Origin of the sequence: Achromobacter sp. GbtcB20 (genome assembly GCF_019091095.1) — a bacterium.
Classification (GTDB): Bacteria; Pseudomonadota; Gammaproteobacteria; order Burkholderiales; family Burkholderiaceae_B; genus Achromobacter; species Achromobacter mucicolens.
The window spans coordinates 437,522-464,473 of the sequence record NZ_JAGXJZ010000003.1 but is presented as its reverse complement, the minus strand read 5'-3'; the positions used below and the strand labels follow the sequence as shown (position 1 = coordinate 464,473).

Here is a 26,952-nt window from a genome sequence, read left to right as displayed (position 1 = left end):
CGTTTACAGCGCGATGCGGCGGAAGTCGGCCAGCAACGCACCCAGATAGGCGTTGAAGCGCGCGGCCGAGGCGCCGTCGATGACGCGGTGGTCGTAGGACAGCGACAGCGGCACCATCAGGCGCGGCACGAACTGCTTGCCGTCCCAGACGGGCTTGTGCGAAGAACGCGACACGCCCAGGATCGCCACTTCCGGCGCGTTGATGATGGGCGTGAACGAGGTGCCGCCGATGCCGCCCAGCGACGAGATCGAGAAGCAGCCGCCCTGCATTTCGGCGGGCGAGATCTTGCCGTCACGCGCCTTCTTGGACAGGTCGGTCATTTCCTGGGCGATCTGCAGGATGCCCTTCTTGTCGGCATCGCGGATCACCGGCACCACCAGCCCGTTGGGCGTGTCGGCCGCAAAACCGATGTGGTAGTACTGCTTGAGCACCAGGTTGTCGCCGTCCAGCGAGGCGTTGAACTCGGGGAATTTCTTCAGGGCCGCAACCACGGCCTTGATCAGGAAGGCCAGCATCGTGACCTTGATGCCGGACTTCTCGTTTTCCTTGTTCAGCGTGACGCGCAGCGCTTCCAGGTCGGTGATGTCCGCTTCGTCGTTGTTGGTGACGTGCGGGATCATGACCCAGTTGCGGTGCAGGTTTGCGCCCGAGATCTTCTTGATGCGCGACAGCGGCTTGGCTTCGATCGGGCCGAACTTGGTGAAGTCGACCTTCGGCCACGGCAAGAGGCCCAGCGCGGCGCCATCGGCGGAACCGCCGGCAGCGGCGGCCGCCGGCGCAGCCGACAGGGCCTGCTTGACGAAACCGCGCACGTCGTCGGCGGTGATGCGTTCCTTGGGACCGGTGCCCTTGACCTTGGAGAGGTTCACGCCCAGTTCGCGCGCGAACTTGCGCACGGACGGCGAGGCGTGCGGCAGCTGGCCGGGCTTGAGGTTGGCGTCTTCCAGGGCGGCAGCCGGGGCCGGGCGCGCGGCCGGGGCGGACGACGCGGCGGCCTCGGGCTTGGCCTCGGCCTTCGCTTCCGACTTGGCGGCCGGAGCCGCGGCTTCGGACTTGGCGGCCGGCGCGGCAGCGGCTTGCGCACCGCCTTCCACCACCACCACGACCGAACCCTTGGCGACCTTGTCGCCAACCTTGACCTTCACTTCCTTGACCACGCCGCCTTGCGAGGCCGGGATCTCCATCGAGGCCTTGTCGGACTCGACGGTGATCAGGCTTTGCTCGGCCTTGATGGTGTCGCCGACCGCGACCATGACTTCGATGACTTCAACTTCCTTGAAGTCGCCGATGTCCGGCACTTCGATCTCGACCGGGCCGCTGGCGGCAGCCGGGGCCGAGGCCTCGGCCTTGGACGCGGCAGCGGCGGCCTGCTTGGGTTCTTCCTTGGCAGCCGGCTTGGACTCGGCCTTGGGGGCCTCTTCCTTGGCGGCGCCAGCGTCCGCCTCGGCCGCTTCCACTTCCAGCACGACCGCGCCTTCGGCGACCTTGTCGCCGACCTTCACGGAAATGGACTTCACCACGCCGCCCTGCGACGCGGGGATCTCCATCGAGGCCTTGTCGGATTCGACCGTGATCAGGCTTTGTTCCGCCTTGATCGTGTCGCCCACGGCAACCAGCACTTCAATGACTTCCACTTCCTTGAAGTCGCCGATGTCGGGAACCTTGATTTGCACGATGTTGCTCATGTCTCTTTACCCTCAGGCGTATTGCGGGTTGGCTTTGTTCGGATTGATGCCGTACTTCTTGATGGCTTCGGCCACCTTGGCGACCGGCACCTTGCCTTCGTCGGCCAGCGCGCGCAGGGCGGCCACGACGACGAAGTGGCGATCCACCTCGAAGTGTTCGCGCAGCTTGGCGCGGAAATCCGAGCGGCCGAAACCATCGGTGCCCAGCACCTTGTATTCGCGGCCCTTGGGCACGAACGGACGGATCTGGTCCGCAAAGAGCTTCATGTAGTCGGTCGACGCGATGATCGGGCCTTCCGTCTTGGCCAGCTGTTCCGTGACGTAAGCGACCTGCGGCTTCTTCTCGTCGGGGTGCAGCATGTTGTGGCGTTCGGCGTCCAGACCATTGCGGCGCAGCTCGGTGAAGCTGGTGACGCTCCAGAGGTCCGAGGCGACGTCCCAATCGGCGGCCAGGAGTTCCTGCGCGGCCATGACTTCGCGCAGGATCGTGCCCGAACCCATGAGCTGCACGCGGTTCTTGCCCTTGCCGTGCGACTTGAGCTTGTACATGCCCTTGATGATGCCTTCCTCGTCGCCCTTGGTCAGACCGGGCTGCGGGTAGTTTTCGTTCATCACCGTCAGGTAGTAGTAGACGTTTTCCTGGTCTTCCACCATGCGCTTCAAGCCATGCTGGATGATCACGGCCAGCTCGTGGCCGAACGTCGGGTCGTACGAGACGCAGTTCGGGATGGTCGAGGCCAGGATGTGGCTGTGGCCGTCTTCGTGCTGCAGGCCTTCGCCGTTCAGCGTCGTGCGGCCGGCGGTGCCGCCCAGGAGGAAGCCGCGCGCCTGCATGTCGCCAGCGGCCCAGGCCAGGTCGCCGATGCGCTGGAACCCGAACATCGAGTAGTAGATGAAGAACGGGATCATGATGCGGTTGTTCGAGGAGTACGACGTGGCCGCCGCAATCCACGAGCTCATCGCGCCCGCTTCGTTGATGCCTTCCTGCAGGAGCTGGCCGTCGGCCGATTCCTTGTAGTACATGACCTGGTCCTTGTCGACCGGGGTGTACTTCTGGCCTTCCGGCGCGTAGATGCCGATCTGGCGGAACAGGCCTTCCATGCCGAAGGTGCGCGATTCGTCGGCCAGGATCGGCACGACGCGCGGACCCAGTTCCTTGTCGCGCAGCACCTGGTTCAGGATGCGCACGAAGGCCTGGGTGGTCGAGATTTCACGGCCTTCCGCGGTGGGCTCCAGCACGGCCTTGAACGCGTCCAGCGCGGGGGCCTTGAGCTGCTCGTCGGCCTTGGCGCGGCGGCGCGGCAGGTAGCCCCCCAGCGCGGCGCGGCGCTCGTGCAGGTACTTCATTTCGGGCGAGTCTTCGGCCGGCTTGAAGTACGGCAGGTCCGCCAGCTTGTCGTCCGGGATGGGGATGCCGAAGCGGTCGCGGAATTCGCGGATGGAGTCGAGTTCCAGCTTCTTTTGCTGGTGGGTCGGGTTCTTGGCCTGGCCGACGTGGCCCATGCCGTAGCCCTTGATGGTCTTGGCCAGGATGGCGGTGGGCTGGCCGGTGTGGTCGCTGGCCGACTTGAAGGCCGCATACACCTTGTGGGGATCGTGGCCGCCACGGTTCAGGCGCCAGATGTCCTCATCGCTCATGCGCGACACGGCTTCCAGCAGCTTGGGGTGCTTGCCAAAGAAGTGTTCGCGCACGAACTTGCCGTCGTTGGCCTTGTACGCCTGGTACTCGCCGTCAACGGTTTCTTCCATGATCTGGCGCAGGATGCCTTCCTTGTCGTGCGCAAGCAGCGGATCCCAGTAGCCGCCCCAGATCAGCTTGATGACGTTCCAGCCCGAACCGCGGAAGTCGCCTTCCAGTTCCTGGATGATCTTGCCGTTGCCGCGCACCGGGCCGTCCAGGCGCTGCAGGTTGCAGTTGATGACGAAGATCAGGTTGTCCAGCTTTTCGCGGGCCGCCAGGGCGATGGCGCCCAGCGATTCGGGTTCGTCCATTTCGCCGTCGCCGCAGAACACCCAGACCTTGCGGTTGCTGGTGTCGGCAATGCCGCGGGCGTGCAGGTACTTCAGGAAACGGGCCTGGTAGATGGCCATCAGCGGGCCCAGGCCCATCGACACCGTCGGGAACTGCCAGAAGTCCGGCATCAGCTTCGGATGCGGGTACGAGGACAGGCCCTTGCCGTCCACTTCCTGGCGGAAATGGTTCAGCTGGTCTTCGGTCAGGCGGCCTTCGAGGTAGGCGCGGCCATACATGCCGGGCGAGGTGTGGCCCTGGAAGTAGACCAGGTCGCCGCCGTGGCCTTCGTCTTCAGCGTGCCAGAAGTGGTTCTGACCGCAGCCGATCATGGTAGCCAGCGAGGCGAACGACGCGATGTGGCCGCCCAGGTCGCCGCCATCGGGCGGGTTGTGCTTGTTGGCCTTGACCACCATGGCCATGGCGTTCCAGCGCACGTACGAACGGATGCGCGATTCCAGTTCCAGGTTGCCCGGGTGCGCCGGCTCCAGGCCGGGGGGAATCGTGTTGACGTAAGCGGTATTGGGGGAGAACGGAATGTGAGCGCCGGAGCGACGGGCTTCGTCGATCAGGCGTTCCAGCAGGTAATGGGCGCGCTGCGGTCCTTCGCGATCAAGGACGGCTGCCAGGGCTTCGAGCCACTCCTGGGTTTCAAGGGTGTCTTCGTCGTTGGCGGCCTGCACGGCGCCAGCCTGGGCGTTAGAGGACATCGTGTGTCTCCTGTTGGGGTTCGTTCGTGACCACAAACCGCTTATTGATCTGCTCGCGGACATTGCATGGTAGCCGGGATCATCCGGGCTACCATGTGATGAATGGGGTCGGGGCGTTCTAAGGACCTGCCAGGGGCGGTTTCCCTGTCAGGCGGCATTCTAAGAAAGAAGATTAACCGGTCGCAAGGAAAATTTCATGTTGCGGTACGGCATTTCATAATGCGGAAACTTGAACAGAACCTGAATTGCTGAACACCCTCGTTTTTATGGGCTAGGACGCATGGTGGACTTGATTCCCGGCAATTCCGTTCCAACACGCACTAAAATGCGCGGTCTACCGGCCCCGAATTCCATGTCCAGCGCGCCCAAGTCAAACATACCTACGCCTTTCCACGATCACGCCCGCACCCGGCGGCGCGGGGTGTACTGGGTCACGCCCGCCATGGTGCTGATCCTCTATATCTGTGTGATGGGGGTGTTCTTCTGGTTGCAGCGCATCCATGACGACAGCGTCATGTTTGTCACCATTGACCAGGAACTACGCCAGCAACGCCTGATCTGGGTCGTGCTTGCCCTGTCCTGCGTCATCGTCATCAGCCTGCTGATGCTGTGGCGCTATACGCGCTTCCGGTCCACCGCCGAAGCCGCGCTCATTGCCGAGACCGGGTTCCGGCGCGCCATGGAAAACTCCATGTCCACGGGCATGCGCGTGCTCGACATGGAGGGCCGCATCGCCTATGTGAACCCGGCCTTCTGCCGGATGATCGGCTGGAACGAGGCCGACCTGATCGGCCGCAGCCCGCCCTTCCCCTATTGGGTGCCGGGCCGCCACGAACAGCACCAGCACACGCTGGACGTGCTGATGTCGGGCAAGACGCCCAGCAGCGGCCTGGAGGTCGAGGCCCAGCGGCGCGACGGATCGCGCTTCACGGCGCGCATGTACGTGTCGCCCTTGCTGGACCCCAACGGCAACCAGATCGGCTGGATGACGTCCATGACGGACATCACCGAGCCCAAGCGCATCCGCGAGGCCCTGACGGCCGCCCACGAACGATTCATGACCGTGCTGGAAGGCCTGGACGACGCCATCTCGGTCACTGCCGACACGCATGACGGGCTGGAGCTGCTGTTTGCCAACCGCACCTATCGCCGCGTGTTCGGCGCGCAGACGGGCGGACACGACGAACTGCTGGCCGGCCGCCGCGGCCGCTTCACCGACGAATCGGTCGAAGTCTTCGCGCCGTCCGTGCAGCGCTGGTTTGAAGTGCACCACCGCATGCTGGCCTGGACCGACGGGCGCCGCGTGCGCATGCAGGTGGCGCGCGACATCACCGAGCGCCGCGGGCACGAGGAAGCGTCGCGCGTGCAGCAGGAAAAGATCCAGCTCACCAGCCGCCTGACCACCATGGGCGAAATGGCTTCGTCGCTGGCGCACGAACTGAACCAGCCGCTGACGGCCATTGCCAACTACAGCATGGGTGCGGTGGCTTTGGTCAAGGCCGGCCACACCAGCCCCAACATGCTGCTGCCCGCGCTGGAAAAAGCCGCTTCGCAGGCCGAGCGCGCGGGCAAGATCATCAGCCGCATCCGCGAATTCGTGAAGCGCAGCGAGCCGCGCCGCCAGCGCGTGGCGATCGGCCGCATTGTCGACAACGCCATCGGTTTTGCCGAGATCGACGCCCGCAAGCGCCGCATCCGCATCGACAGCTTCGTGCCGTCCAACGCGCCCGACGTCCTGGCCGACCCCATCCTTATTGAGCAGGTACTGCTGAACCTGCTCAAGAACGGGCTGGAAGCCATGGAAAAGAGCGAGTCAGACGAGCTTAAGGTTGCCGTAATTCTTCACGATCAGCATATCGAGGTGGCCGTGGTGGACCGCGGCCACGGCTTGGCCGAACCCGAGCGCCTGTTCGAACCGTTCTTCAGCACCAAGTCCCAGGGCCTGGGCATGGGGCTGAATATCTGCCGTACCATTATCGAATCGCATCACGGCCGCCTGTGGGCTGACCCCAACCCGGCCGGCGGTACTATCTTCCGCTTCACCCTGCCCTGCGCTGCGACCCAGACGCAGGCCCAGAACGATCAGTCCGAGGAGTTGCACGCATGAACACGCCCCACCTGTCGAGCACGGTATTCATTGTCGACGACGACGAAGCGGTCCGCGATTCGCTGCGTTGGCTGCTTGAAGCCAATGGATACCGCGTTCGCGCCTACGCCAGCGGCGAATCGTTCCTGGAAGACTACGACGCCAGCCAGATCGGCGTGCTGATCGCCGACGTGCGGATGCCCGGCATGAGCGGCCTGGAACTTCAGGAACAGCTGATCGCGCGCAATGCCCCGCTGCCCATCGTGTTCATCACCGGCCACGGCGACGTGCCCATGGCGGTGTCCACCATGAAGAAAGGCGCCGTCGACTTCCTGGAAAAACCGTTCAACGAATCCGACCTGCGCGAGATCGTGGCGCGCATGCTGGAGCAGGCCACGCAGCGCGTGAGCAAGCACCAGGCTCAGAAGGACCACGAAGCCATGCTGGCGCGCCTGACCGCGCGCGAGCAACAGGTGCTGGAGCGCATCGTTGCGGGCCGCTTGAACAAGCAGATCGCCGACGACCTGGGCATCAGCATCAAGACCGTCGAGGCGCACCGCGCCAACATCATGGAAAAACTTGAAGTGACCACCGTTGCAGATTTGATGAAAGTGGCTCTGGCCAAACCCGAGGCACACGCATGACCGCAAGGATTATTGACGGCGCCGCGCTCTCGCAGCGCATTCGCGAAGAAGTCGCCGAGCGTGTCTCGGCCCTGGCCGCCAAGGGCACCCGCCCCGGCCTGGCCGTTGTGCTTGTCGGCGCGGATCCCGCGTCGCAGGTGTATGTGCGCAACAAGGTCGCGGCCTGCGAAAAGGCCGGACTGCATTCCGTGAAAGAGCAATACCCGGCCGAGATGACCGAGGCCGAACTGCTGGCCCGCATCCAGGTCCTGAACCAGGATCCCAGCATCCACGGCATCCTGGTGCAGCTGCCCCTGCCCAAGCACATGGACGCCCACAAGGTCATCGAGGCCATCGCGGCCGAAAAGGACGTGGACGGCTTCCATATCAGCAACGCGGGCCTGCTCATGACCGGCCAGCCGCTGTTCCGTCCCTGCACGCCGTATGGCGTGATGAAGATGCTGGAATCGGAAGGCGTGAACCTGCGCGGTGCCGAGGCCGTCATCGTGGGCGCCAGCAACATCGTGGGCAAGCCGATGGCCATGCTGCTGCTGCAGGCCGGCGCCACCATCACGATCTGCAACTCCAAAACGCGCGACCTGGCGGCCCAGACCCGCCGCGCCGACGTGCTGGTCGTGGCCACCGGCAAGCCGGGCATGATCGACGGCTCGATGATCAAGCCGGGCGCCGTCGTCATCGACGTGGGCATCAATCGCGGCGCCGACGGCAAGCTGTGCGGCGACGTGGATTTCGCGTCCGCCAAGGAAGTGGCCGGCGCCATCACGCCGGTCCCCGGCGGCGTCGGCCCCATGACCATCGCCATGCTGCTGGTCAACACGGTCGAAGCGGCGGAACGCGCTGCAGGCTGACTGCGTAGACCTCGGTGTCTGACACCCGTGTGAGAGGCGCTTCAGCTTGAGCAGGCGTCTCTGGGGTGTCAGACATCTGCCGCACACCAGCCGCAACTTGGGGGGCAGACACCCTCCCCGTCCGCCGGCGGGCCTTGCGTTCGGGACGATCGCCCTTACCTGATCCTTATCGCCGGCGCGCCGCGCGCGTCGTCCGCCACTCAATAAGCCGGTAACACCATGACTCAGAACCCCCTGCTTGCTCCCGTGTCCGAACTGGTCGATTACGCGGCCGTCAAACCCGCGCATATCGTGCCTGCCGTCGAGGAGCTGCTGGGCATCGCCCGCAAGGCCGTCGACCAGGCTGCCGATCCCGCGCTCGCGCCCACCTGGGAGGCCGTGGTCGAGCCCTTGGACACTGCGTCCGAGCGCCTGTGGCGCGCCTGGTCGGTGGCCGGCCATCTGAATGCAGTCGTCAATACGCCGGAGCTGCGCGAGGCCTATAACGCCGCGCTGCCGCTGGTCACCGAGTTTTCGACCTGGGTGGGCCTGCACGAAGGCCTGTACAAGCAATATCAGCGGCTGGCCGCCGCGCCCGACTTCGCGTCCTGGACGCCGGTGCGCCGCCGCATCGTGGAAATGGCCCTGCGCGATTTCCGCCTGAGCGGGGTCGAACTGCAAGGCGCGGACCGTGAACGCTATGCCCAGATCTCCGATCGCGAGGCGCAGGCCTCGCAGAAGTTCTCGGAAAACGTGCTCGATTCCATCGACGCGTGGTCGCTGATCGTGGAAGACGAAAGCCGCCTGGCCGGCATTCCGGCGGACGTGATCGCCGCCGCGCGCGCCGCCGCCCACGAAGACGGCAAGGCCGGCTGGAAGCTCACGCTGAAGATGCCCTGCTACCTGCCCGTCATGCAGTACGCCAAGGATCGCTCGCTGCGCGAGGCGCTGTACCGCGGCTACGGCACGGTGGCGTCCGAGCAGGGCGACGCCAAGTTCGACAACTCGCCGCTGATCGAAGAACTGCTGGCGCTGCGCGCCGAAGAATCGGGCCTGCTGGGCCTGGGCACGTTTGCCGCGCTGCGCTTGCAGACGCGCATGGCCCGCGACGCCAAGGAAGTGACCGCGTTCCTGCGCGACCTGGCCGCGCGCGCCAAGCCTTTCGCGCAGCGTGACCTGGCCGAACTCACGGCCTATGCCACCGGCGAACTGGGCCTGGACAGCCTGCAACCGTGGGACGTGCCCTACGCCTCGGAACGCCTGCGCGAATCGCGCTATGCGTACTCCGAAGACGAGGTCAAACAGTACTTCACCGAACCGCGCGTGCTGGCTGGCCTGTTCGACGTGATCCAGACCCTGTTCGGCGTGCGCCTGACCGAAACGCCCGTGTCGTCGTGGCACGGCGACGTGCGCGGCGTGCGCGTCGAAAGCCCCGAAGGCGCGCTGATCGGCCATCTGTATCTGGACCTGTACGCCCGCGCCGGCAAGCAGAATGGCGCCTGGGTCGACAGCGAGCGCACGCGCCGCGTCGTGGCCGGCACGGTGCAGACGCCCATTGCCTACCTGACGTGCAATTTCTCGCGCCCCAACGGCGATCGTCCCGCCGTGCTGACGCACGACGACGTCATCACCCTCTTCCATGAAACCGGCCACGCGCTGCACGCGCTGTTGTCCGAAGTCGACGAGCCCGGCGCCGCGGCGTTCGCCAGCGTCGAATGGGACGCCATCGAGCTGCCTTCGCAGTTCATGGAGAACTTCTGCTGGGAATGGGCCGTGGTGCAGAAGCTGTCGGCGCATGTGGACACGGGCGAGCCCCTGCCGCGCGCGCTCTACGACCGCCTGGTCGCCGCCCGCAACTACCAGAGCGGCATGCAGACGGTGCGCCAGATCGAATTTGCGCTCTTCGACATGCTGATGCACGACCGCAGCAAGGGCGCGTCGATTTCCGAGGTGCTGGCGTTGCTGCAGGAAGTGCGCCAGGAAGTGGCGGTGCTGTTCCCGCCGCAATGGCATCGCCTGCCGCACGCCTTCTCGCACCTGTTCGCGGGCGGTTACGGCGCGGGCTATTACAGCTACAAGTGGGCCGAAGTGCTGTCGGCGGACGCGTACGAAGCCTTCGAGGAAGCGGCTGCCAAACAGGCGGGCAATGCGCTGGGCACGCTGGATCCGGAAACCGGCGCGCGCTTTCGCCGCGAAGTGCTGGCCGTGGGCGGCTCGCGCCCGGCGGCCGATTCTTTTGCCGCGTTCCGCGGCCGCGCGCCGCGTATCGATGCGCTGCTGCGCCATAGCGGTATGACGGTCAGTTGATGACGGTGTCTGACACCCCTGATGCACCGCCGCACCTTGCGGCGGCCTTCATCGGGTGTCTGACACCTTGAGCGCCTGCAGCACATTTCGCCTCTCCGGAAGATGGCCGCCATCGAGCGGGCCATTTTTTTGATTTCAGCCTGCGCCGGCACAAGGCATTGCGGCCGCGCAAACTCTTCACGGATCCAGCAGGTAGAATCCGAAAGGTTTACCCCCTTCCGGCTACTGGACCCATGCGACACTCGATTACCGGCCGCTTCTTTGGCGGACTGCTGATGGCTTTGTGTGTGTTTCTTGCCGCCTGCGGCGACAGGAACGTGGACTGGACGCTTTACAACGTCAAGGGGCACCTGCCGGACCTGAAGTTCTCGCTACCGGGCGCGGGCGGCAAGACGGTCAGCAGCGACGACCTGAAGGGCAAGACGGTGCTGCTGTTTTTCGGGTACGCCAGCTGCCCGGACATCTGCCCCACCACCATGGCGCAGTTGACCGCGGTGTTGCAGAACCTGGGCGACAAGGCCAAGGACGTGCGGATTCTCTTTGTCAGCGTGGACCCGCACCGCGACACGCCAGACATCCTGCAGGCCTACGTCAACGCCTTCAACAACAACGCCATCGGCGTGACGGGCGACGAAAAGCAGATCGCGGACCTGGCCCGCCGCTACCGCGTGGCCTACCAGATCGAAAAGCCCCGTCCTGGCGACGACGCCGACATGTACGAAGTGACGCACAGCCGCGGCGTCTACATTTTCGACAAGGACGGAAAGGCGCGCCTGCTGGCATCTGACACCGACAGCATCGAGGCGCTGACCAAGGATGTGCGCCAGCTCATCGACTTGACCTCCTGACCCGACGGGCGGGGTCCGCACACCAGTTGTTACAACGGTGGCGCGCGGGGCGCGGGTATCCGTGGGTATCATCAGTCCACATTGCCCCCTTTTCCCTAGTAAGGAGTACGCGCATGAGCATCATCATCATGATCATCGTCGGGTTCATCGTGGGCCTGATCGCCCGCGCCATCATGCCCGGGGACCAGAACATGGGGATCATCATGACCACCATTCTGGGCATCATCGGCGCCGTCGTGGCCGGCTTCCTGGGCCAATCGCTGGGCTGGTACGCCCCCGGCGAACCCGCGGGATGGATCGGATCCGTCGTCGGCGCGATCATCGTGCTGTTCGTGGTGGGCCTGATCGCCAGAAAGCGCACCTGACGTCCGCGCGTTCGACAGGCAAAAAAAACGGGCCGATCGCAAGATCGGCCCGTTTTGCATGGCAAACCGCAAACGCGCGCCAGGCAATCAGCCCGCAGTCGCGGCCGGAGCGGCAGGCGCGGCCACCGTGCGTTCCGTCCAGCCGCCGCCCAGCACCTTGTACAGCGTGACCAGATTGGTCAGCCGCGCCAGGCGCGTGTCGACCAGCGCCTGCTGCGAGGTGTACAGCGAGCGCTGCGAATCGAGCACGCTCAGGTAATCGTCGATCCCCTGCCGGAAACGTTGCTCGGACGCGTCATACGCCCGCTGGTTGGCGTCCACCAGTAACCGTTGCGCCTGGATCTGCTCGTCCAGCGTGCCGCGGCCGGCCAACGCGTCGGCCACTTCGCGAAATCCCGTCTGGATGGATTTCTCGTACTGCGCCACCTGGATGTTCTTCTGCACCTTCGCCAGATCCAGCCCCGCCAGCAGCGAGCCGCCCGCGAAGATCGGCACGGTGATCTGGGGCACGAAGCTCCAGGCCCCGGAACCGCCGTCGAACAGGCCGCCCAGGCTGGCGCTGGCGGTGCCGGCCGAACCCGTCAGGCTGATGGTCGGGAAGAACGCGGCGCGCGCCGCGCCGATATTGGCGTTGGCGCCCTTCAACTGATGCTCGGCGGCACGGATGTCCGGGCGCCGGGCCAGCAGATCGGACGGCAGGCCGGCGGGCAGCGTGGTCGGCAGCATGCTGTCGTCCAGCTTGACCGCGTTGTCCAGCGCCGCCGCCATCTCGGGCGACAACGGCTGGCCCACCAGCAGCACCAGCGCATTGCGGTCCTGCGCGGCCTGGCGCGTGTATTGCGACAGGTTGCGCTCCGCCGTGCGCAGCGACACTTCGGCCTGACTCAGGTCCAGCGCGGTGGACAGGCCCTGGTCGTAGCTCTGCTTGGTCAGGTTGTAGGAGTCTTGCTGGCTCTTGAGCGTGTCGCGCGTCAGGCTGAGCAGTTCCTGGTCCGCGCGCAGCGTAAGGTAAGCGTTCGCAACTTCGGCGATCAGCGTGAGCTGCGTGGCGGTGCGGGTTTCATCCAGCGCCAGATACGACTCCAGCGCCTTGTCGCTCAGGCTGCGAATGCGGCCAAAGAGGTCCAGCTCCCAGGCGGACATGGCGGCGCCGACCTGGTAGCTGTGGCTGGTGGTGGCCCGGCCGCTGGGCGACAGGTCGGCCGGCGTGCGCTGGGCCGAGCCCTGGCCCGCCACGCCGATGCTGGGCGCCAAATCGGCGCGCTGGATGCGGTACTGCGCGCGCGCCGCCTCGACGTTCAGCGCGGCCACGCGCAGGTCGCGGTTGTTGGTCAGCGACTGTTCGATCAGCTGTTGCAACAGCGGATCGCCGAAGAAGTCGCGCCAGCCGATGTCGGCCACGGCCATGCCGGCCGGTGCGGCCGTCTGCGCGGCGTTGTACGCAGGCCCCGTGGGGTAAGCCGCGTCGACGGGCGCATCGGGACGCTCGTAGGTGGGGGCCAGCGAGCAGCCCGCCAGGGCCGCCGCCAGGGATACAGACAGCAAGGTTCTCATCGGGAATGTCATTACGGTTGACCCTCCGCCGGCACGTCCTGCGGCCCCTTGGCGCTGGTGTCGTGCTTGTCGACGTTTTCGCTCATGCGCTTGACCTTGAACACGCGCAGCATGATGACGAAGAAAGCCGGTACGAAGAAGATGGCCAGGAACGTGCCGGTCAGCATGCCGCCGATCACGCCCGTGCCGATGGCGTTCTGGCTGCCCGAGCCCGCGCCGCTGGAAATCGCCAGCGGGGTCACGCCCAGGATGAACGCCAGGGACGTCATCAGGATGGGACGCAGACGCTGGCGGGCGGCGTGGATGGCCGATTCCGTCAGGCTGGCGCCCGATTCATAGTGCTCCTTGGCGAACTCCACGATCAGGATGGCGTTTTTGGCCGCCAGCCCGATGGTCGTAAGCAGACCCACCTGGAAGTACACGTCGTTGGACAGGCCGCGCATCAGCGTGGCCAGCAGCGCGCCGATGATCCCCAGCGGCACCACCAGCATGACCGCGGACGGAATGGTCCAGCTTTCATAGAGCGCCGCCAAACACAGGAACACCACGATGAGCGAGATCGCGTACAGCGCGGGCGCCTGGGCGCCGGACAGGCGTTCTTCGAACGACAGGCCGGTCCATTCAAAGCCGACACCCACCGGCAGCTTGGCCGCCAGGCGCTCCATTTCTTCCATGGCTGCGCCCGAGCTGTAGCCCGGCGCCGCCTGGCCCTGGATGTTGTACGACGGCACGCCGTTGTAGCGGTTCAGCTTCTGCGGGCCGAAGCTCCACGTCGCGCTGGAGAACGCCGAGAACGGCACCATGTCGCCATCCTTGTTGCGCACGTACCACTTGTTCAGGTCTTCCGGCAGCATGCGCGAGGACGCCTCGCCCTGCGCGAACACCTTCTTCACGCGGCCGCGGTCGATGAAGTCGTTGACGTACGACGAGCCCCACGCGGTGGCCAGCGTGCTGTTGATGTCCGACACGGCCACGCCCAGGGCGCGGGCCTTTTCGCGGTCGATATCCAGCTGGTACTGCGGCGCGTCCTCGATGCCATTGGGACGCACGCCCACCAGCACCGGGCTCTGAGCGGCCTCGCCCAGCAGCTGGTTGCGCGCGGCAAGCAGCTTCTCGTGGCCCACGCCGGCGCGGTCCATGAGCTGGAAGTCAAAGCCGGTGACGTTGCCCAGTTCCATCACGGACGGCGGCGGCACGACGAACAATTTCGCACGGCGTTCCGTCTGGGCGAAATGCGCGTTGGCGCGCCCGGCCACGGCGGCGGCCTTCAGGCTGGCGTCGCCGCGCTCTTCCCAGTCGCGCAGCTTGATGAACAGGATGGACGCGTTCTGGCCGCGGCCGCCGAAGTTAAAGCCGTCGACCGCGAACACCGAGGTGACGGCGTCCTTTTCTTCGGTCAGCAGGTACTTGGTGGCGTCGTCGATGACGGCCTTGGTGGCCTCGGCGGTGGCGCCGGCGGGCGTCTGGATCTGGGCGAACAGGATGCCCTGATCCTCGGCCGGCAGGAACGCGGTCGGGATGCGGGTGAACAGCCAGCCCATCGCGATGACCAGCGCCAGATACACGACCATCAGGCGCTTGGTGCGGTTCAGGCCGCGCGCGACGGTGTTGGCGTAGCCGTTGCTGCTGCGTTCGAACGTGCGGTTGAACCACCCGAAAAAGCCCCTCTTGGCGCCATGATGGCCCTTGGGAATGGGCTTGAGCAGCGTCGCGCACAAGGCCGGGGTGAAGACGATGGCCACGATCACGGACAGCACCATCGAGGACACGATCGTGATCGAGAACTGCCGGTAGATGACGCCCGTGGAGCCACCGAAGAACGCCATCGGGATGAACACGGCGGCCAGCACCATCGCAATGCCGATCAGCGCGCCGGTGATCTGGCTCATGGACTTGCGCGTGGCCTGCTTGGGCGTGAGGCCCTCTTCGGCCATCACCCGCTCGACGTTTTCCACGACCACGATGGCGTCGTCGACCAGCAGGCCAATGGCCAGCACCATGCCGAACATGGTCAAGGTGTTGATGGAATAACCGAAGGCGGCCAGCACGCCGAACGTGCCCAGCAGCACCACCGGCACGGCAAGCGTGGGAATGATGGTGGCGCGGAAGTTCTGCAGGAAGAGATACATCACCAGGAACACCAGGATGATGGCCTCGACCAGCGTCTTGAACACTTCATGGATCGACAGGCTGACGAACGGCGTCGTGTCGTACGGATAGACGACGTCCATGCCCGGCGGGAAATACGGCTTGAGGTTGTTGATGGTGTCGCGCACCGCCTGCGCCGTGTCCAGCGCGTTGGCGCCCGGCGCCAGCTTGATGGCCAGGCCCGAAGCCGGATTGCCGTTGTAGAAGCTGTCGATGGCGTACGTCTGGCCGCCCAGTTCGATGCGCGAGACATCGCGCAGGCGCACCTGCGAACCGTCGGCATTGACCTTGAGCAGGATCTCGCCGAAGTCCTCGGGCGTCTGCAGGCGCGACGGGCCGATGATGGTGGCGTTCAGTTGCTGGCCGCGCACGGACGGCAGGCCGCCCAGCTGGCCGGACGACACCTGGACGTTCTGTTCCTTGATCGCGGTGGTGATGTCGACCGTGGTCAGTCCGTAATTGACGAGCTTGGCCGGGTCCAGCCATATCCGCATCGCATACTGCGAGCCGAAGAGCTGGAAGTCGCCCACGCCCTGCGTGCGGCTGATGGGATCCTGCACGTACGAGGCGACGTAGTCGGCCAGGTCGTCCTTGGTCATCGAGCCATCGGTGGACACGAAGCCCGCCACGATCAGGAAGTTCTTGGTGGCCTTGGTGACGCGGATGCCCTGCTGCTGCACTTCCTGCGGCAGAAGCGGCTGCGCCAGCGCAAGCTTGTTCTGGACCTGCACCTGCGCGGTGTCGGGGTTGGTGCCCTGCTTGAAGGTCAGCGTGATGGACATGCTGCCGTCGGAGTTGCTTTCTGAGGAGATGTACTGCAGGCCGTCAAGACCGTTCATCTGCTGTTCGATCACCTGCACGACGGTGTCCTGCACGGTCTGCGCGGACGCGCCCGGGTAGGTCACCGCGATGCCGATGGCGGGCGGCGCGATGTTGGGATACTGGGCAACCGGCAATTGCAGGATGGACAGCGCGCCGGCCATCATCAGCACGATCGCGATCACCCAGGCAAATACCGGCCTGTCGATAAAAAACTTTGCCATGCGTGGCTCCCTGATTACTGCTTGGCCGGCGCGGCGCCGGCAGCTTGCGGCTGCTGCGGCTGCGGCGCCTTGGCGCTGGCCTCGGTGGCGACGACTTCAACGCCGGGGCGCACCATCTGCAGGCCTTCCACGATCACGCGGTCGCCGGCCGACAGGCCGTCCGTCACGAGCCACTTGTCGCCGATGGCGCGGTCGGTCTTCAGGTCACGCAATTCGACCTGGTTCTTGGCGTTGACGACCAGCGCGGTCGGCTGGCCGCGCTGGTTGCGCGTCACGCCGCGCTGCGGCACCAGCAGGCCGTCGGCCGCGACGCCGTCAGCCAGGCGCGCGCGCACGAACATGCCGGGCAACAGGCGCCGGTCGGGATTGGGGAACACCGCGCGCAGCGTGATCGAGCCCGTGCCCGGGTCCACGGTCACTTCCGAAAACTGGAGCTTGCCGGTCTCTTTGTATTGCGAGCCGTCTTCCAGCGTCAGCGTGACCAGCGCGGCCTGCTCGCCGTCGGCCTTTTGCAGCTGGCCGCTGGCCAGGGCGTCCTGCAGGCGCAGCAATTGCACGCTGGACTGCGTGAGGTCGACGTAGATGGGGTCGATTTGCTGCACTGCGGCGAGCGCGCTGGTCTGGTTGGCCGTCACGAGCGCGCCTTCGGTGACCGCGGAGCGGCCGATGATGCCGTCGATGGGCGACAGCACCTTGGTGTATACGAGGTTGATGCGGGCCGTGTCCAGCGCCGCCTTGGCCGACAGCACGTCGGCGGCGGCCTGATCGCGCGAGGCGACGGCGTTGTCGTAGGTCTGCTGGCTGACCGCGCGGGTGGCGACCAGCGGCTTGTAGCGTTCGGCCAGCAGCGCGGCCGTCTTCTGCTGCGCCTGGGCGCGGGCCAGCGCAGCCTTCTGGCTGTCGACGTTGGCCTGGTAGAGGGCGGGATCGATCTGATAGAGCTGTTCGCCGGCCTTGACCTCGCCGCCCTCGGTGAAGAGGCGCTTCTGGACGATGCCGTTGACCTGCGGGCGGACTTCGGCCACGCGGAACGGGGACGTGCGGCCAGGCAGTTCGGTGGTAAGGGAAACGGGCTGCGTCGCCAAGGTGACGACCGTGACCTGCGGCTTGCCCGCCTGGGGCGCCTCTTGCTTCTTGCCGCAAGCGGCCAGGGTGAGAGCCGATGCCGTCAGCGCGAAAACCGCCGCGCCGCGCCACATAGCGCTTTTCTTATTCATAGATTGCATTCCCGATTTCAATAAAGGTAGCCCCGCGCCGCGCAAACGCCGCGTGCCGGTTGGCCCTGAAGGAGCCGGTTTGCCTGGGGCGATTCTGCGAAGAACATCAGCCCGTCAGACCGTCTTGGCGCGGTCCGCGGCGTTCGACCTGGGTGGATTCGCGTGGAACACGCAAGGCTGGACGTTTATCGCATTGCTGCATTGCAGAACTCGCATTCTGAGTTATCCCGCTTTAGAAACAAAGGGGCATGAAGAGAAAACATCATTCCATTTATGGGACAATTGTCCGATCCGCACTGTGACAAAATTCGGTCATGAAACGCCTACAGGGAATGGAACTCTTCGTCGAGGTCGCCAAGACAAACAGTTTTAGCCGCGCCGCGGCTTCGCTGGGCGTGCCAAAGTCGACCTTGTCTCGCCAGGTGGCCGAATTGGAGCGGTCCGTGGGGCTGCGGCTGCTGAGCCGCACCACGCGCAAGGTGGAACTGACCGACGCCGGGCGGTTGTATTTCGAACGCTGCCAGCGCATCGTGGCCGAGGCGCAGATCGCCCATGAAGAACTGCAGAAGCTGGTGGACACGCCGGCCGGGCCGCTGCGGGTGAACATGCCCGCGGACTTCGGCACGGACTTCCTGGCTGAATCGTTCATGGAGTTTTCCCGGCGCTATCCCGATGTGACGTTTTTCCTGGACCTCGCGAACCCGGACCACGCATCGCGCGTGTTCCAGACCTGCGACGTGTCGATCGAAATCGGCGACCTGCCCGACTCGACCCAGATTGCAAGATTGCTGGGCATGCTGCCTGCCTACCTGTATGCCTCGCGCGAATACCTGGAGAAGCACGGCGAACCGAAGCATCCCAGCGACTTGACCCGGCACGAGTGCATTGAGTTCCGCGCGGAAGGCGCCGGCCGCGTGACGCGCTGGCCGCTCACCAACGGCGAACAGCACATCGAGTTCACGCCGGGCAACCGGTTTTCCGTCAACGGCGTCGCCATGGCCCGCCGCCTGGCCATGCTGGGCGCGGGCATTGCGGTGCTGGTGGGAGGTCAGTTGGCGGAACAGCAGTCCGGCCAGTTGCAGCGCGTGCTGCCCGACTGGCAGCTTGGCCCGTTTCCGGTCCACGCCGTCACCGAGACGCGCCTGCTGCCCGCCAAGACCCGGATCTTCATCGAGTTCCTGATGGAGCGGCTGGGCAGCCACTGGCAAGCGAAGGATACGCCTGCTTTCATGAAACGCGGCTAAGGCCGAAACAGACTGAAAAATCCTTAGTACGCCGACAGCAGATGTCGGGACGGGTGACTAATCAGGGAGCGAGTGTCAGAAGGACTCGTCGTCGCGCAAATAGCGCCATTGGCCCAGCGGCAGGTCGCCCAGCGCAACACGGCCGATGCGCACGCGTTTGAGGCCGATCACTTTCAAGCCCACCATTTCGCACATGCGGCGGATCTGGCGTTTCTTGCCTTCCCGCAGCACGAAACGCAGTTGGTCGTGGTTCTGCCAGCGCACCTGGGCGCGCTTGAGCGGCTTGCCGTCCAGCGACTGGCCGTGGTTCAGCAAGGCCAACCCGTTGTCGGAGAGCTCGCCCTGCACACGCACCAGATATTCCTTGTCGATGGTGGAGTCTTCGCCAATCAGTTGCTTGGCGACGCGGCCGTCCTGCGTCAGGACGAGCAGCCCTTGCGAATCGATGTCCAGGCGGCCAGCGACGGCCAGGCCGTCGAGGTGGGCGCGTTCGAAGCGCTGCGGGGCGCGGTCGCCGGCAAAGCGCGAGCGTGAATCGATCAGCGCCACGGCGGGCGTGTAGCCTTTTTCGGCCTGGCCGGACACATAGCCCACGGGCTTGTTGATCAGGATGGTGACGCGGGAGGTCTGGCGCGCGTGCGCGGCGCGTTCCAGCGTGATGACCTGGTCGGGATAGGCGCGCGCGCCCAATTCGGACACGACGACGCCGTCGACGCGGACCCAGCCGCGCTCGATATAGCTGTCCGCCTCGCGGCGGGAACAGAGTCCGCGCTCGGACATGAGCTTGGAGATACGTACTTTTTCCATGGGCGGTATTGTATGCGGGCCGGCTACCCTGCCCTTGCCCTTGCCCTTGGGCTGGCTACGCTGCCCTTGCCCTTGCCCCTGCCCTGCGGCATTGCGACGCAGACGGCCTTGCCGCGGGGCTTGGCGTCGCGAGGCTTGGCATAATACGCAGCCATGACGAAACCCGCAGCCCATTGCCCCCCTCTCGCCGCTGGCTGGCTGGCGCAAGCCCCGGCCATTCTGTCCCCCGCCCAACGCCACTGGCTGTTCCGGCCGGGCGCACTTACCGCCGGCTTGCGCCAGGTCGGGCAGGTGCGTCTGCGGGTGTTGGCCGAGTATGCCGATGGCGCGCCGGCCGACGAGGCGCGTGCGATGCGCATTGCGCCGGGCGCACCGGTGTGGATCCGCGAGGTATTGATGTCCGTGAACGGTGTGGACAGCGTCCCGGCGCGCAGCCTGACGCCGCTGACGGCCTCGCACGGGGCCTGGCAAGGCATGCGGCGCCTGTTGACCCGGCCGCTCGCCGACATGCTGTATCACGACAGCACGGTGATCCGGTCACCCTTTGCGTGCCGCCGCCTGGCGTCGCCCGTGCCGTTCCATGCCACCGCCTCGAACGTGCTGCCGCCCGAAGCCCGCGCGCTGCAGGCCGGCCGGATCTGGGCGCGCCGCTCGGTGTTCTGGCGCCAGGGCCAGCCGCTGCTGGTGGCCGAGTGCTTTCTGCCGGACTTCTGGGAATTGATCGCCGGCCAGCCCGTGCCGCCGCTCGTGCCGCACCAGCGCACGCCGCGCTGAAGCCAGGCCGCTGACCGGCGGCCCCCGCGCAAGCGTTCAGCCTTCGTACCGCCGCCCCTGCGCAAGCGTTCAGCCTTCGTACCGCCGCCCCTGCGCCAGCAATTCCGGCGTGCCGATGACGTCGTTCAGCCCATCGAAGTCCAGCATGCTGTCCTTCCACGGCCCCGTGGTGCCGTGCTGGCGCAGGCTGCCGTAGTAACCCTGCAGCGTATGCGCGACGGCGCGCGCGGTGCCGCCCGGGAAGATCACGATGCGAAACCCGACGGCGGCGAGCGCGCCGGCGTCCTGCACCGGCGTCTTGCCGCCCTCCACCATGTTGGCCAAGAGCGGCACGCGCGCCGCAAAGCGGTCGCAGGCCGCGCGCATCTGCTCCGGCGTGCGCAGCGCTTCGATGAAGAGCGCGTCCGCACCGGCTTGCAGATAGGATTCTGCGCGGTCCAGCGCCGCCTCCAGGCCCTCGGACGCCAGCGCGTCGGTGCGCGCCAGGATCAGCGTCGACGCATTGACGCGTGCGTCCACGGCGGCGCGCAGCTTGCCGCACATCTCGGCAGCGGGAATCACGCTCTTGCCGTCCAGGTGGCCGCAGCGCTTGGGAAAGGTCTGGTCTTCGAGCTGGATCATGGCCGCGCCCGCGCGCTCGAAGCCGCGCACGGTGCGCTGGGTGTTCAGCGCGTTGCCGAATCCCGTGTCGGCATCCACGATCACGGCCGCCGACACGCGCTCGGCGATGCGGGCCAGCGTGTCCTCGACCTCGGTGTACGTGGTCAGGCCAATGTCCGAACGGCCCAGCCGCGAGTAAGCGATCGACGCGCCCGACAGGTACAGCGCGGAAAAGCCCGCCTGCTCGGCGATCAGCGCCGACAAGGCGTCGTAGACGCCGGGAGCCAGCACGGTGCCGGCCGCCAATTGCGCTTTCAGATTCTGTGTTTGCATCTTGGGTTCCTAATCCAGGCGGCGCCCGAGCAGCGCCGCCGCCGTGGCCGCGGCGATATGGCCGCCCGCAACCGCGCTGAGCAAGCCGTTGCCGGACAGATAGCCCGACACGTCGTTGCCCGAAACGCCTCGGGCGGCGCCGCCCGCGGCCAAGAGGTTGGGCAGCGCCTGGCCGGCGTTGTCCAGAACGCGGCATTGCGCGTCGATGTCCAATCCGCCTTGTGTGTGAAAGAGTGCGCCGGTCACCTTGACCGCGTGGTACGGCTCCTGCAGGGTCCGTTCAAAGCGGCGTCCCAGCGGATCCGGCGCGCCGGGGCGGACCGCATCCAGCGTCTGGTCCAGCACGAGCGGATCGCAGCCGATCAGCGCGGCCAACTCGGGCACGCCGGCGCACGTCTTGAGCGCCTGGCCTTGCTCGGCCTGCACAAAGTCCGGAAACCCGCGCGCCAGCGCAAGCGTGCGGTCGTCGAAGACGTTCCAGGCGACCGAGTCCGGCTGCGCCAGCACGTGGACCGCGGCCTCGGAATAGCCGTGCGTCTCGTCGTGAAAGCGCCGGCCCTCGCGGTTGATCTGCACGCCGCCGTCCATCATCACCGCCCAGGAAATCAGCGCGCCTTGTGGCGTGGCCCAGGAGCCATGGCCCTGGTAGCCGCCCAGGTCCGCCAGACGCGCGCCCAGCTGCGTGCCCCACTGGATGGCGCTGCCGTCGTTGCCCGCATGGCCGCCGTAGACGGCCTCGCGCATGGCGGGCAGGTACTCGCCCACCATCGCGGCGTTGCCGCCAAAACCGTTGCAGGCCAGGATCAGGACATCGCAGCCGATCACGTCGACCGAGCCGTCCGGGCGTTCGCAGCCCACCGCCGACACGCGGCCTTGGCCTTCGTCGTCCGTCCAGATTTCGCGGGCCAGCGCGCGCGTCAGCAGGTAGGCGCCTGCCCCAGTGGCGGCGCGTTCCAGGGCGGCGACCAGCGCCGCGCCGGTGCGCTCGGGCAGCGTGTGCATGCGCCGCGCCGTGTGTCCCGGATACAGGAAGCCGTCCAGCACCTCGAAGCGCAGCCCGTGCGCGCCCAATGCGTCCATGGCGGCGGCGGCCGCGCCGGTGTAGGCAGCCACCAGGGCTGGCGAGGCCGTGCCGTTGGCCTTGGCCTGGATGTCGGCGGCAAAGCGCTGCGCGTCGTCCTCGATGCCTGCGGCGCGCTGCACGGCAGAGCCTGCCGCGGGAATGAAACCGGAAGACAGCGCCGTGGATCCGGTGGGCACGGCATCGCGTTCGATCAGCACCGTCTCGATGCCGGCGCTGGCCAGACGCAGCGCGGCGGTCAGGCCGCAGGCGCCCGCGCCGATGATGGCCACCGGCACGTGCATCGCGTCGGCGCCCGGCGCCACGCCCCTCCTGACGACGGGTGCGCTCACGATGCCAGCCTGTCCAGCAGGTCCTGGCACGACACCACCTCGGCCACCGTGCGCAGGTCCGCCAGCGCGGCCTCGTGCATGGCAGGCGTGGGCGCGGCGCAGCCATCGGCCAGCACCGTCACGTGATAGTCGCGCATGTGGGCATCGCGCACCGTGCTGGCGACCCCGCCATTGGTGACGATGCCGGCCACCACCACGCTGGAGATGCCCGCGCGCCGCAGCACCCAGTCGAGCTGCGTGTTGAAGAAGGCGGAGTACGCGACCTTCCAGACCGATACGTCGACCAGCCCGTCCAGCTCGGCCACGTTTGCCTGCCCGGGTGAGCCGGCCACGAAATCGCCACGGCGCAGGAACGGGCGCAGTTGCTTGAGATGCGGCGAGATCATGGGTTCGCCGTGCGCATCGGGCCACAGCGTGAACTGGCTGGCGGCCACGAAACCGCCCTGCCCCTTGAGCGCGCGGGCCACGGGCGCGACCCGCGCGGGCAAGGCCCTGGCCTGCGGGCTGACCGCGCCGCCGCGGTCGTAGGCACCGCCCGGCGCCAGGAAGTCGTTCTGCAGGTCGATGATGACCAGCGCGGTCGTGCGGGGATCGAAGGCGTGCATGGCGGGCTCCTACGATGCAGTCCGGGCGATCAGCAGATTGCCCAGAGAATCGACCCGGCCCGCAAAGCCGGGCTCGATCCAGATGGTGGTGTCGGGCTGTTCCAGGATGGCCGGGCCCGCCACCTCGGCGCCGACCGGCAGGTCCAGGCGCGCGTAGCGCACCGCATCGTGCCATTGCCCGGCATGAAAGACTGCCTGCGTGCCCAGCGCCGCAGGCATGGCTGTGCTGGTGGGCGCCAGGAGGGCCAGATCGAACTTGGGACGCTGGCCGATCCGCGCGTAGCGCAGGTTCAGAATGCGCACCGCAATGCCGGTGAGGCTGCGGCCAAAGGCGGCCTGGTAGGCGCGATCGAATGCGGCGGCGATGCCTTCGCGGCTGATGTCCGCGCGGCCCACCTCGACGCGCACGGTGTGGCTCTGGCCCACGTACAGCATGTCCAGTTCGATGCTTTCGCGGATGCCCTCGAACGACACGCCCGCCGAATCCAGGCGCTGCTGGCAGGCGTCTGCCAGCTCGTCGATGCGGGCCAGCAGGTCGGCCGCGTCCAGCGCGTCCAGCGCCACGTTCAGGGTCTGCACGCCGTCATGGCGCATGTCGGCCATGACGCAGCCCAGCGCCGACGTCACGCCCGGATAGCGCGGCACGATGCCGTGGGCGGCGTCCACCTCGTTCATCATGGCGCACACGTGCAGCGCGCCGCCGCCGCCGAACGGCATGTAGGCAAACTTGCGCGGATCGTGGCCGCGCTCGATGGACACGACGCGGATCGCGCCGGCCATCTTGGCGTTGGCGACCGTCAGGATGGCTTCCGCGGCCGCATGGACGTCCAGTCCCAGCGGACGCGCCACGTGTTCCTCGATGGCGGCGCGCGACAGGTCGACGTCCATCTTGGCCAGAAGACCGCCGCCCAGCGGGCGGTCCGCGGCAATGCGGCCCAGCAGCACGTTGGCGTCCGTGACGGTGGGCCGGGTGTTGCCGCGGCCATAGCAGGCCGGGCCGGGAATGCTGCCCGCGGATTCAGGGCCGACCTGCAGCAGCCCGCCGGCGTCGACGCTGGCGATCGAGCCGCCGCCCGCGCCAATGGTTTCGATCTGGATCATCGGCGCGCGCACGACCATGCCGAAGTCGATGGCGGTCTGCGCCGACAGCGAGGCCTCGCCCTCGGCCACCAGCGACACGTCGAACGAGGTGCCGCCCATGTCGCCCGTGACCACATTGGGAAAGCCTGCGGCGCGGGCAATGGCCGCGCACGCGATGACGCCGGCCGCCGGCCCCGACAAGGCCGTGCGCACGGGCACGTCGCACGCCGTCTGGCGCGACATCACGCCGCCATTGCTCTGCACCACCAGCAGTTCGCCCTGGAAGCCGTGCTGCTGGAGATCGGATTCCAGGCGCGTCAGGTAGCTGCCCACCACGGGCTGCAGCGCGGCGTTCAGCACCGCCGTCGAGCACCGCTCGAACTCGCGAATCTCGGGCAGCACCTCAGTGGCGGCGGTGACGTTGCCGTTGGGCCAGATGGACCGCACGCGGGCGGCAGCCTGGGCCTCGTTGACGGGATTGGCGTAGGCGTTCACGAAGAACACGCAGACCGCCTCGCAGCCTTGCGCCAGCAGCGTGCGCGCTGCAGCCTCGACCTGGTCCAGGTCCACGGGCGTGTGCAGCGCGCCATCGGCCAGCACGCGCTCGCGCACTTCCAGGCGCAGATCGCGCGGCACGACGGGTTCATAGTTGCCGCGCAGGCCCCAGGTCTGCGGCCGGTCGCGGCGGCGCATTTCCAGCACGTCGCGAAAGCCCTCGGTCGTGATGATGCCGGTGCGCGCGACCTTGCGCTCCAGCAGTGCGTTGGTGCCCACGGTGGTGCCGTGCACGATCGTCGCGATGTCGCCCGCGCCGTCAGCCACGCGGGCGATGCCGTTCATGAAACCGCGCGCTTCCTCGCCGCGGGTCGACGGCACCTTGACCACGCGGGCGCTGCCGCCCGCCTCGTCCAGCACGAACAGATCCGTGAACGTGCCGCCCACGTCCACGCCCACCACCAAACCTTGCGCCGCGCTCATGCCGACTGCTCCTTCTGAATGTCGCTCACATAGCCCATCTTGCGGTCGTGCTCGCGCGCCGCGGGGTCACGCCGCGCGGGATCGCCATAGCCGCCTCCGCCCGGGGTTTCCAGGCGCACGCGGTCGCCGCGCTGCAGCCGGATGCCCAGCATCTTCGAACTCATGGGCGGGGACAGCCACTGGCCGTCCTGCTGATAGCGAAAGACGTTGAGCGCGGCCTGGCCGCCGCCCGCGATGCCCTTGGGCGCGCTGCGGCCGCGCTCGCCGAAGATGAAGGCCTCGGCGCTGTCTTCCAGTAATTCAATTTCATAGATGGCGCCCAGGCCACCGCGATGCGCGCCATCGCCCGCCGAATCCGGACGCAGCGCCCATTGCGTGAAGCGCACCGGATACGCCGCTTCCAGGATTTCCAGCGGCGGAATGGTGGCGGTGGAGATCGGCGCGTTGCCGTGGCTCAGGCCGTCGCCGTCCGAATGCCCGCCGTGGCCGCCGCCAAAGAAGCTGAACATCACCCAGCGCTGGCCCTTGCGGGCGGCGTCGCTGCGGTAGCCGGCGATCGACAGCGCGTTGATGGTGCCGTAGGCCTGCGCCATGGCGCGGTCCGGCGCGGCCTGGGCCATCGCGCAGAAGATCACGTCGATCATGCGCAGGATGGTCTCGGTGTAGCCGCCCACCGGACGCGGACGGTCGGCCGAGATCACCAGGCCGTCCGGCAGCGTCACCTCCACCGCGTCCAGCACGCCCGCGTTGGCTGGGACATCCGGGAACAGGTGCTTGAGCGCCACATAGCAGGCCGCGATGGCGGTGGCGCGCGAGATGTTGACCGGACCCGCGCAGGCCGGCGACGTGCCGGTGAAGTCCAGCCCCAGGCGGTCACCGGCGATGGTGAGCTTGAGCGCGATGCGCAGCGGCGCGTCGCGCACACCGTCGTTGTCCAGCATGTCTTCAAAGGCGTACTCGCCATCCGGCAGGCGGGCGATGTGATCGCGCATCAGGCGGCGCGCCCGTTCGCGCAGGGTGTCCAGGGACTCCAGCACCGTGGCGTCGCCGTATTCGTCCAGCAGACCGTCCAGCCGGCGCGCGCCCAGTTCCAGCGCCGCGAGCTGGCCGTTCAGATCGCCCCACAGGCTGTCGGGCAGACGGGTGTTGGCCTTCAGGATGGCCAGCACGTCCTGGTCCAGCACGCCCGCGCGCACGATGCGCACGGGCGGGATCTGCACCGCTTCCTGCCAGCATTCGGTGGCGGCCGGGTTGTAGTTGCCGGGCACCGCGCCGCCCACGTCATGCCAGTGGGCCGCCGACGCCAGAAAGCAGAACAGCTTGCCGCCGCGGAACACCGGCTTGACCAGCTTGAAGTCGTTGGCGTGCGTGCCGCCTTCGTACGGATCGTTGAACAGCCACACGTCGCCATCCACCATGCCGCCACGGTCGGCCGCCGCCTTGGCGGCCGCCTTCACCGCGAACGCCATCGCGCCCACGAAGACGGGCAGGCCCGACTTGCCCTGGATCAGCGTGGCGCCGGTGGCGGCGTCGTACATGCCGTGGCAGGCGTCATGGGCCTCGGCGATGATGGGATTGAACGCGCTGCGGTACAGCGTCGCGTCCATTTCGTCGGCGATCTGTTCCAGGTGGCCCTTCAGGACCGCCAGGGTAACGGGGTCAAGCATGATGT

Annotated in this window: 19 protein-coding genes; 8 read left to right on the top strand and 11 right to left on the bottom strand. The window is 66.9% G+C overall.

The genetic code is table 11. From position 1 onward, the window contains the following. Positions 1–3: 3 nt before the first annotated feature. Positions 4–1,686, bottom strand: coding sequence for a dihydrolipoyllysine-residue acetyltransferase (gene aceF, locus KVT32_RS07325; protein ID WP_152384157.1), 1,683 nt, complete (start codon positions 1,684–1,686; stop codon positions 4–6). A gap of 12 nt (positions 1,687–1,698) precedes the next feature. Then, the gene (gene aceE / locus KVT32_RS07320; protein WP_217617910.1) at positions 1,699–4,407 is read right to left on the bottom strand and encodes a pyruvate dehydrogenase (acetyl-transferring), homodimeric type; all 2,709 of its coding nucleotides are present in this window, start codon (positions 4,405–4,407) and stop codon (positions 1,699–1,701) included. 352 nt (positions 4,408–4,759) lie between these two features. Between aceE and KVT32_RS07315 the strand changes: the two genes are divergently transcribed. The 6 genes from KVT32_RS07315 (at position 4,760) to KVT32_RS07290 (ending at position 11,484) form a co-directional block, all read left to right on the top strand. Then, on the top strand, positions 4,760–6,514 hold the full coding sequence (locus KVT32_RS07315; protein ID WP_056316505.1) for a PAS domain S-box protein: 1,755 nt from the start codon (positions 4,760–4,762) through the stop codon (positions 6,512–6,514). After that, positions 6,511–7,137, top strand: a complete 627-nt coding sequence (locus tag KVT32_RS07310; protein ID WP_006219003.1) for a response regulator transcription factor — start codon at positions 6,511–6,513, stop codon at positions 7,135–7,137. The genes KVT32_RS07315 and KVT32_RS07310 overlap by 4 nt, the downstream gene beginning before the upstream one ends. Beyond that, complete coding sequence (gene folD / locus KVT32_RS07305) at positions 7,134–7,985, top strand: bifunctional methylenetetrahydrofolate dehydrogenase/methenyltetrahydrofolate cyclohydrolase FolD (RefSeq protein ID WP_056316504.1); 852 nt, start codon at positions 7,134–7,136, stop codon at positions 7,983–7,985. The genes KVT32_RS07310 and folD overlap by 4 nt, the downstream gene beginning before the upstream one ends. 219 nt (positions 7,986–8,204) lie before the next feature. Then, entirely contained in the window at positions 8,205–10,271 is a 2,067-nt protein-coding gene (locus KVT32_RS07300; protein WP_217617909.1) for a M3 family metallopeptidase, read from the top strand. A 233-nt stretch (positions 10,272–10,504) separates the two neighbouring features. Beyond that, positions 10,505–11,119: an SCO family protein gene (locus KVT32_RS07295; RefSeq protein ID WP_056316499.1), complete on the top strand. Its 615-nt coding sequence runs from the start codon at positions 10,505–10,507 to the stop codon at positions 11,117–11,119. Positions 11,120–11,232: 113 nt separating this feature from the next. Next, the gene (locus KVT32_RS07290; RefSeq protein WP_056316497.1) at positions 11,233–11,484 is read left to right on the top strand and encodes a GlsB/YeaQ/YmgE family stress response membrane protein; all 252 of its coding nucleotides are present in this window, start codon (positions 11,233–11,235) and stop codon (positions 11,482–11,484) included. A gap of 87 nt (positions 11,485–11,571) precedes the next feature. On the opposite strand, the gene adeC is transcribed toward KVT32_RS07290, so the two are convergent. The 3 genes from adeC to KVT32_RS07275 are packed head-to-tail and all read right to left on the bottom strand — an operon-like array spanning position 11,572 to position 17,446. Beyond that, positions 11,572–13,050 carry an AdeC/AdeK/OprM family multidrug efflux complex outer membrane factor gene (gene adeC, locus KVT32_RS07285; RefSeq protein ID WP_056316494.1) on the bottom strand — a complete coding sequence of 493 codons (1,479 nt, stop codon included), beginning with the start codon at positions 13,048–13,050 and terminating at the stop codon, positions 11,572–11,574. Next, complete coding sequence (locus tag KVT32_RS07280) at positions 13,050–16,229, bottom strand: efflux RND transporter permease subunit (protein ID WP_217617908.1); 3,180 nt, start codon at positions 16,227–16,229, stop codon at positions 13,050–13,052. The genes adeC and KVT32_RS07280 overlap by 1 nt, the downstream gene beginning before the upstream one ends. 14 nt (positions 16,230–16,243) lie before the next feature. Further along, positions 16,244–17,446, bottom strand: coding sequence for an efflux RND transporter periplasmic adaptor subunit (locus KVT32_RS07275; protein ID WP_062840886.1), 1,203 nt, complete (start codon positions 17,444–17,446; stop codon positions 16,244–16,246). A gap of 332 nt (positions 17,447–17,778) precedes the next feature. Between KVT32_RS07275 and KVT32_RS07270 the strand changes: the two genes are divergently transcribed. Further along, on the top strand, positions 17,779–18,690 hold the full coding sequence (locus KVT32_RS07270) for a LysR family transcriptional regulator (protein ID WP_152385477.1): 912 nt from the start codon (positions 17,779–17,781) through the stop codon (positions 18,688–18,690). A gap of 75 nt (positions 18,691–18,765) precedes the next feature. Here the strand turns inward: KVT32_RS07270 and KVT32_RS07265 are convergent, their stop codons facing one another. Continuing rightward, positions 18,766–19,497 carry a pseudouridine synthase gene (locus KVT32_RS07265; protein ID WP_217617907.1) on the bottom strand — a complete coding sequence of 244 codons (732 nt, stop codon included), beginning with the start codon at positions 19,495–19,497 and terminating at the stop codon, positions 18,766–18,768. A gap of 153 nt (positions 19,498–19,650) precedes the next feature. On the opposite strand from KVT32_RS07265, the gene KVT32_RS07260 reads away from it, so the two are divergent. Next, positions 19,651–20,271, top strand: coding sequence for a chorismate lyase (locus tag KVT32_RS07260; protein WP_152384153.1), 621 nt, complete (start codon positions 19,651–19,653; stop codon positions 20,269–20,271). Between the two features lie 69 nt (positions 20,272–20,340). Here KVT32_RS07260 and KVT32_RS07255 read toward each other — a convergent pair whose 3' ends face one another. The 5 genes from KVT32_RS07255 to KVT32_RS07235 are packed head-to-tail and all read right to left on the bottom strand — an operon-like array spanning position 20,341 to position 26,947. After that, a complete protein-coding gene (locus tag KVT32_RS07255; protein ID WP_217617906.1) occupies positions 20,341–21,204 on the bottom strand; it encodes an oxaloacetate decarboxylase in 864 nt (287 codons plus the stop codon). Between the two features lie 9 nt (positions 21,205–21,213). Continuing rightward, positions 21,214–22,617, bottom strand: coding sequence for an FAD-dependent oxidoreductase (locus tag KVT32_RS07250; RefSeq protein ID WP_217617905.1), 1,404 nt, complete (start codon positions 22,615–22,617; stop codon positions 21,214–21,216). Beyond that, on the bottom strand, positions 22,614–23,222 hold the full coding sequence (locus KVT32_RS07245; RefSeq protein WP_152384151.1) for a cysteine hydrolase family protein: 609 nt from the start codon (positions 23,220–23,222) through the stop codon (positions 22,614–22,616). The genes KVT32_RS07250 and KVT32_RS07245 overlap by 4 nt, the downstream gene beginning before the upstream one ends. A gap of 9 nt (positions 23,223–23,231) precedes the next feature. Beyond that, positions 23,232–25,280: a hydantoinase/oxoprolinase family protein gene (locus tag KVT32_RS07240; RefSeq protein ID WP_217617904.1), complete on the bottom strand. Its 2,049-nt coding sequence runs from the start codon at positions 25,278–25,280 to the stop codon at positions 23,232–23,234. Next, entirely contained in the window at positions 25,277–26,947 is a 1,671-nt protein-coding gene (locus KVT32_RS07235) for a hydantoinase B/oxoprolinase family protein (protein ID WP_217617903.1), read from the bottom strand. The genes KVT32_RS07240 and KVT32_RS07235 overlap by 4 nt, the downstream gene beginning before the upstream one ends. Positions 26,948–26,952 lie beyond the last annotated feature (5 nt).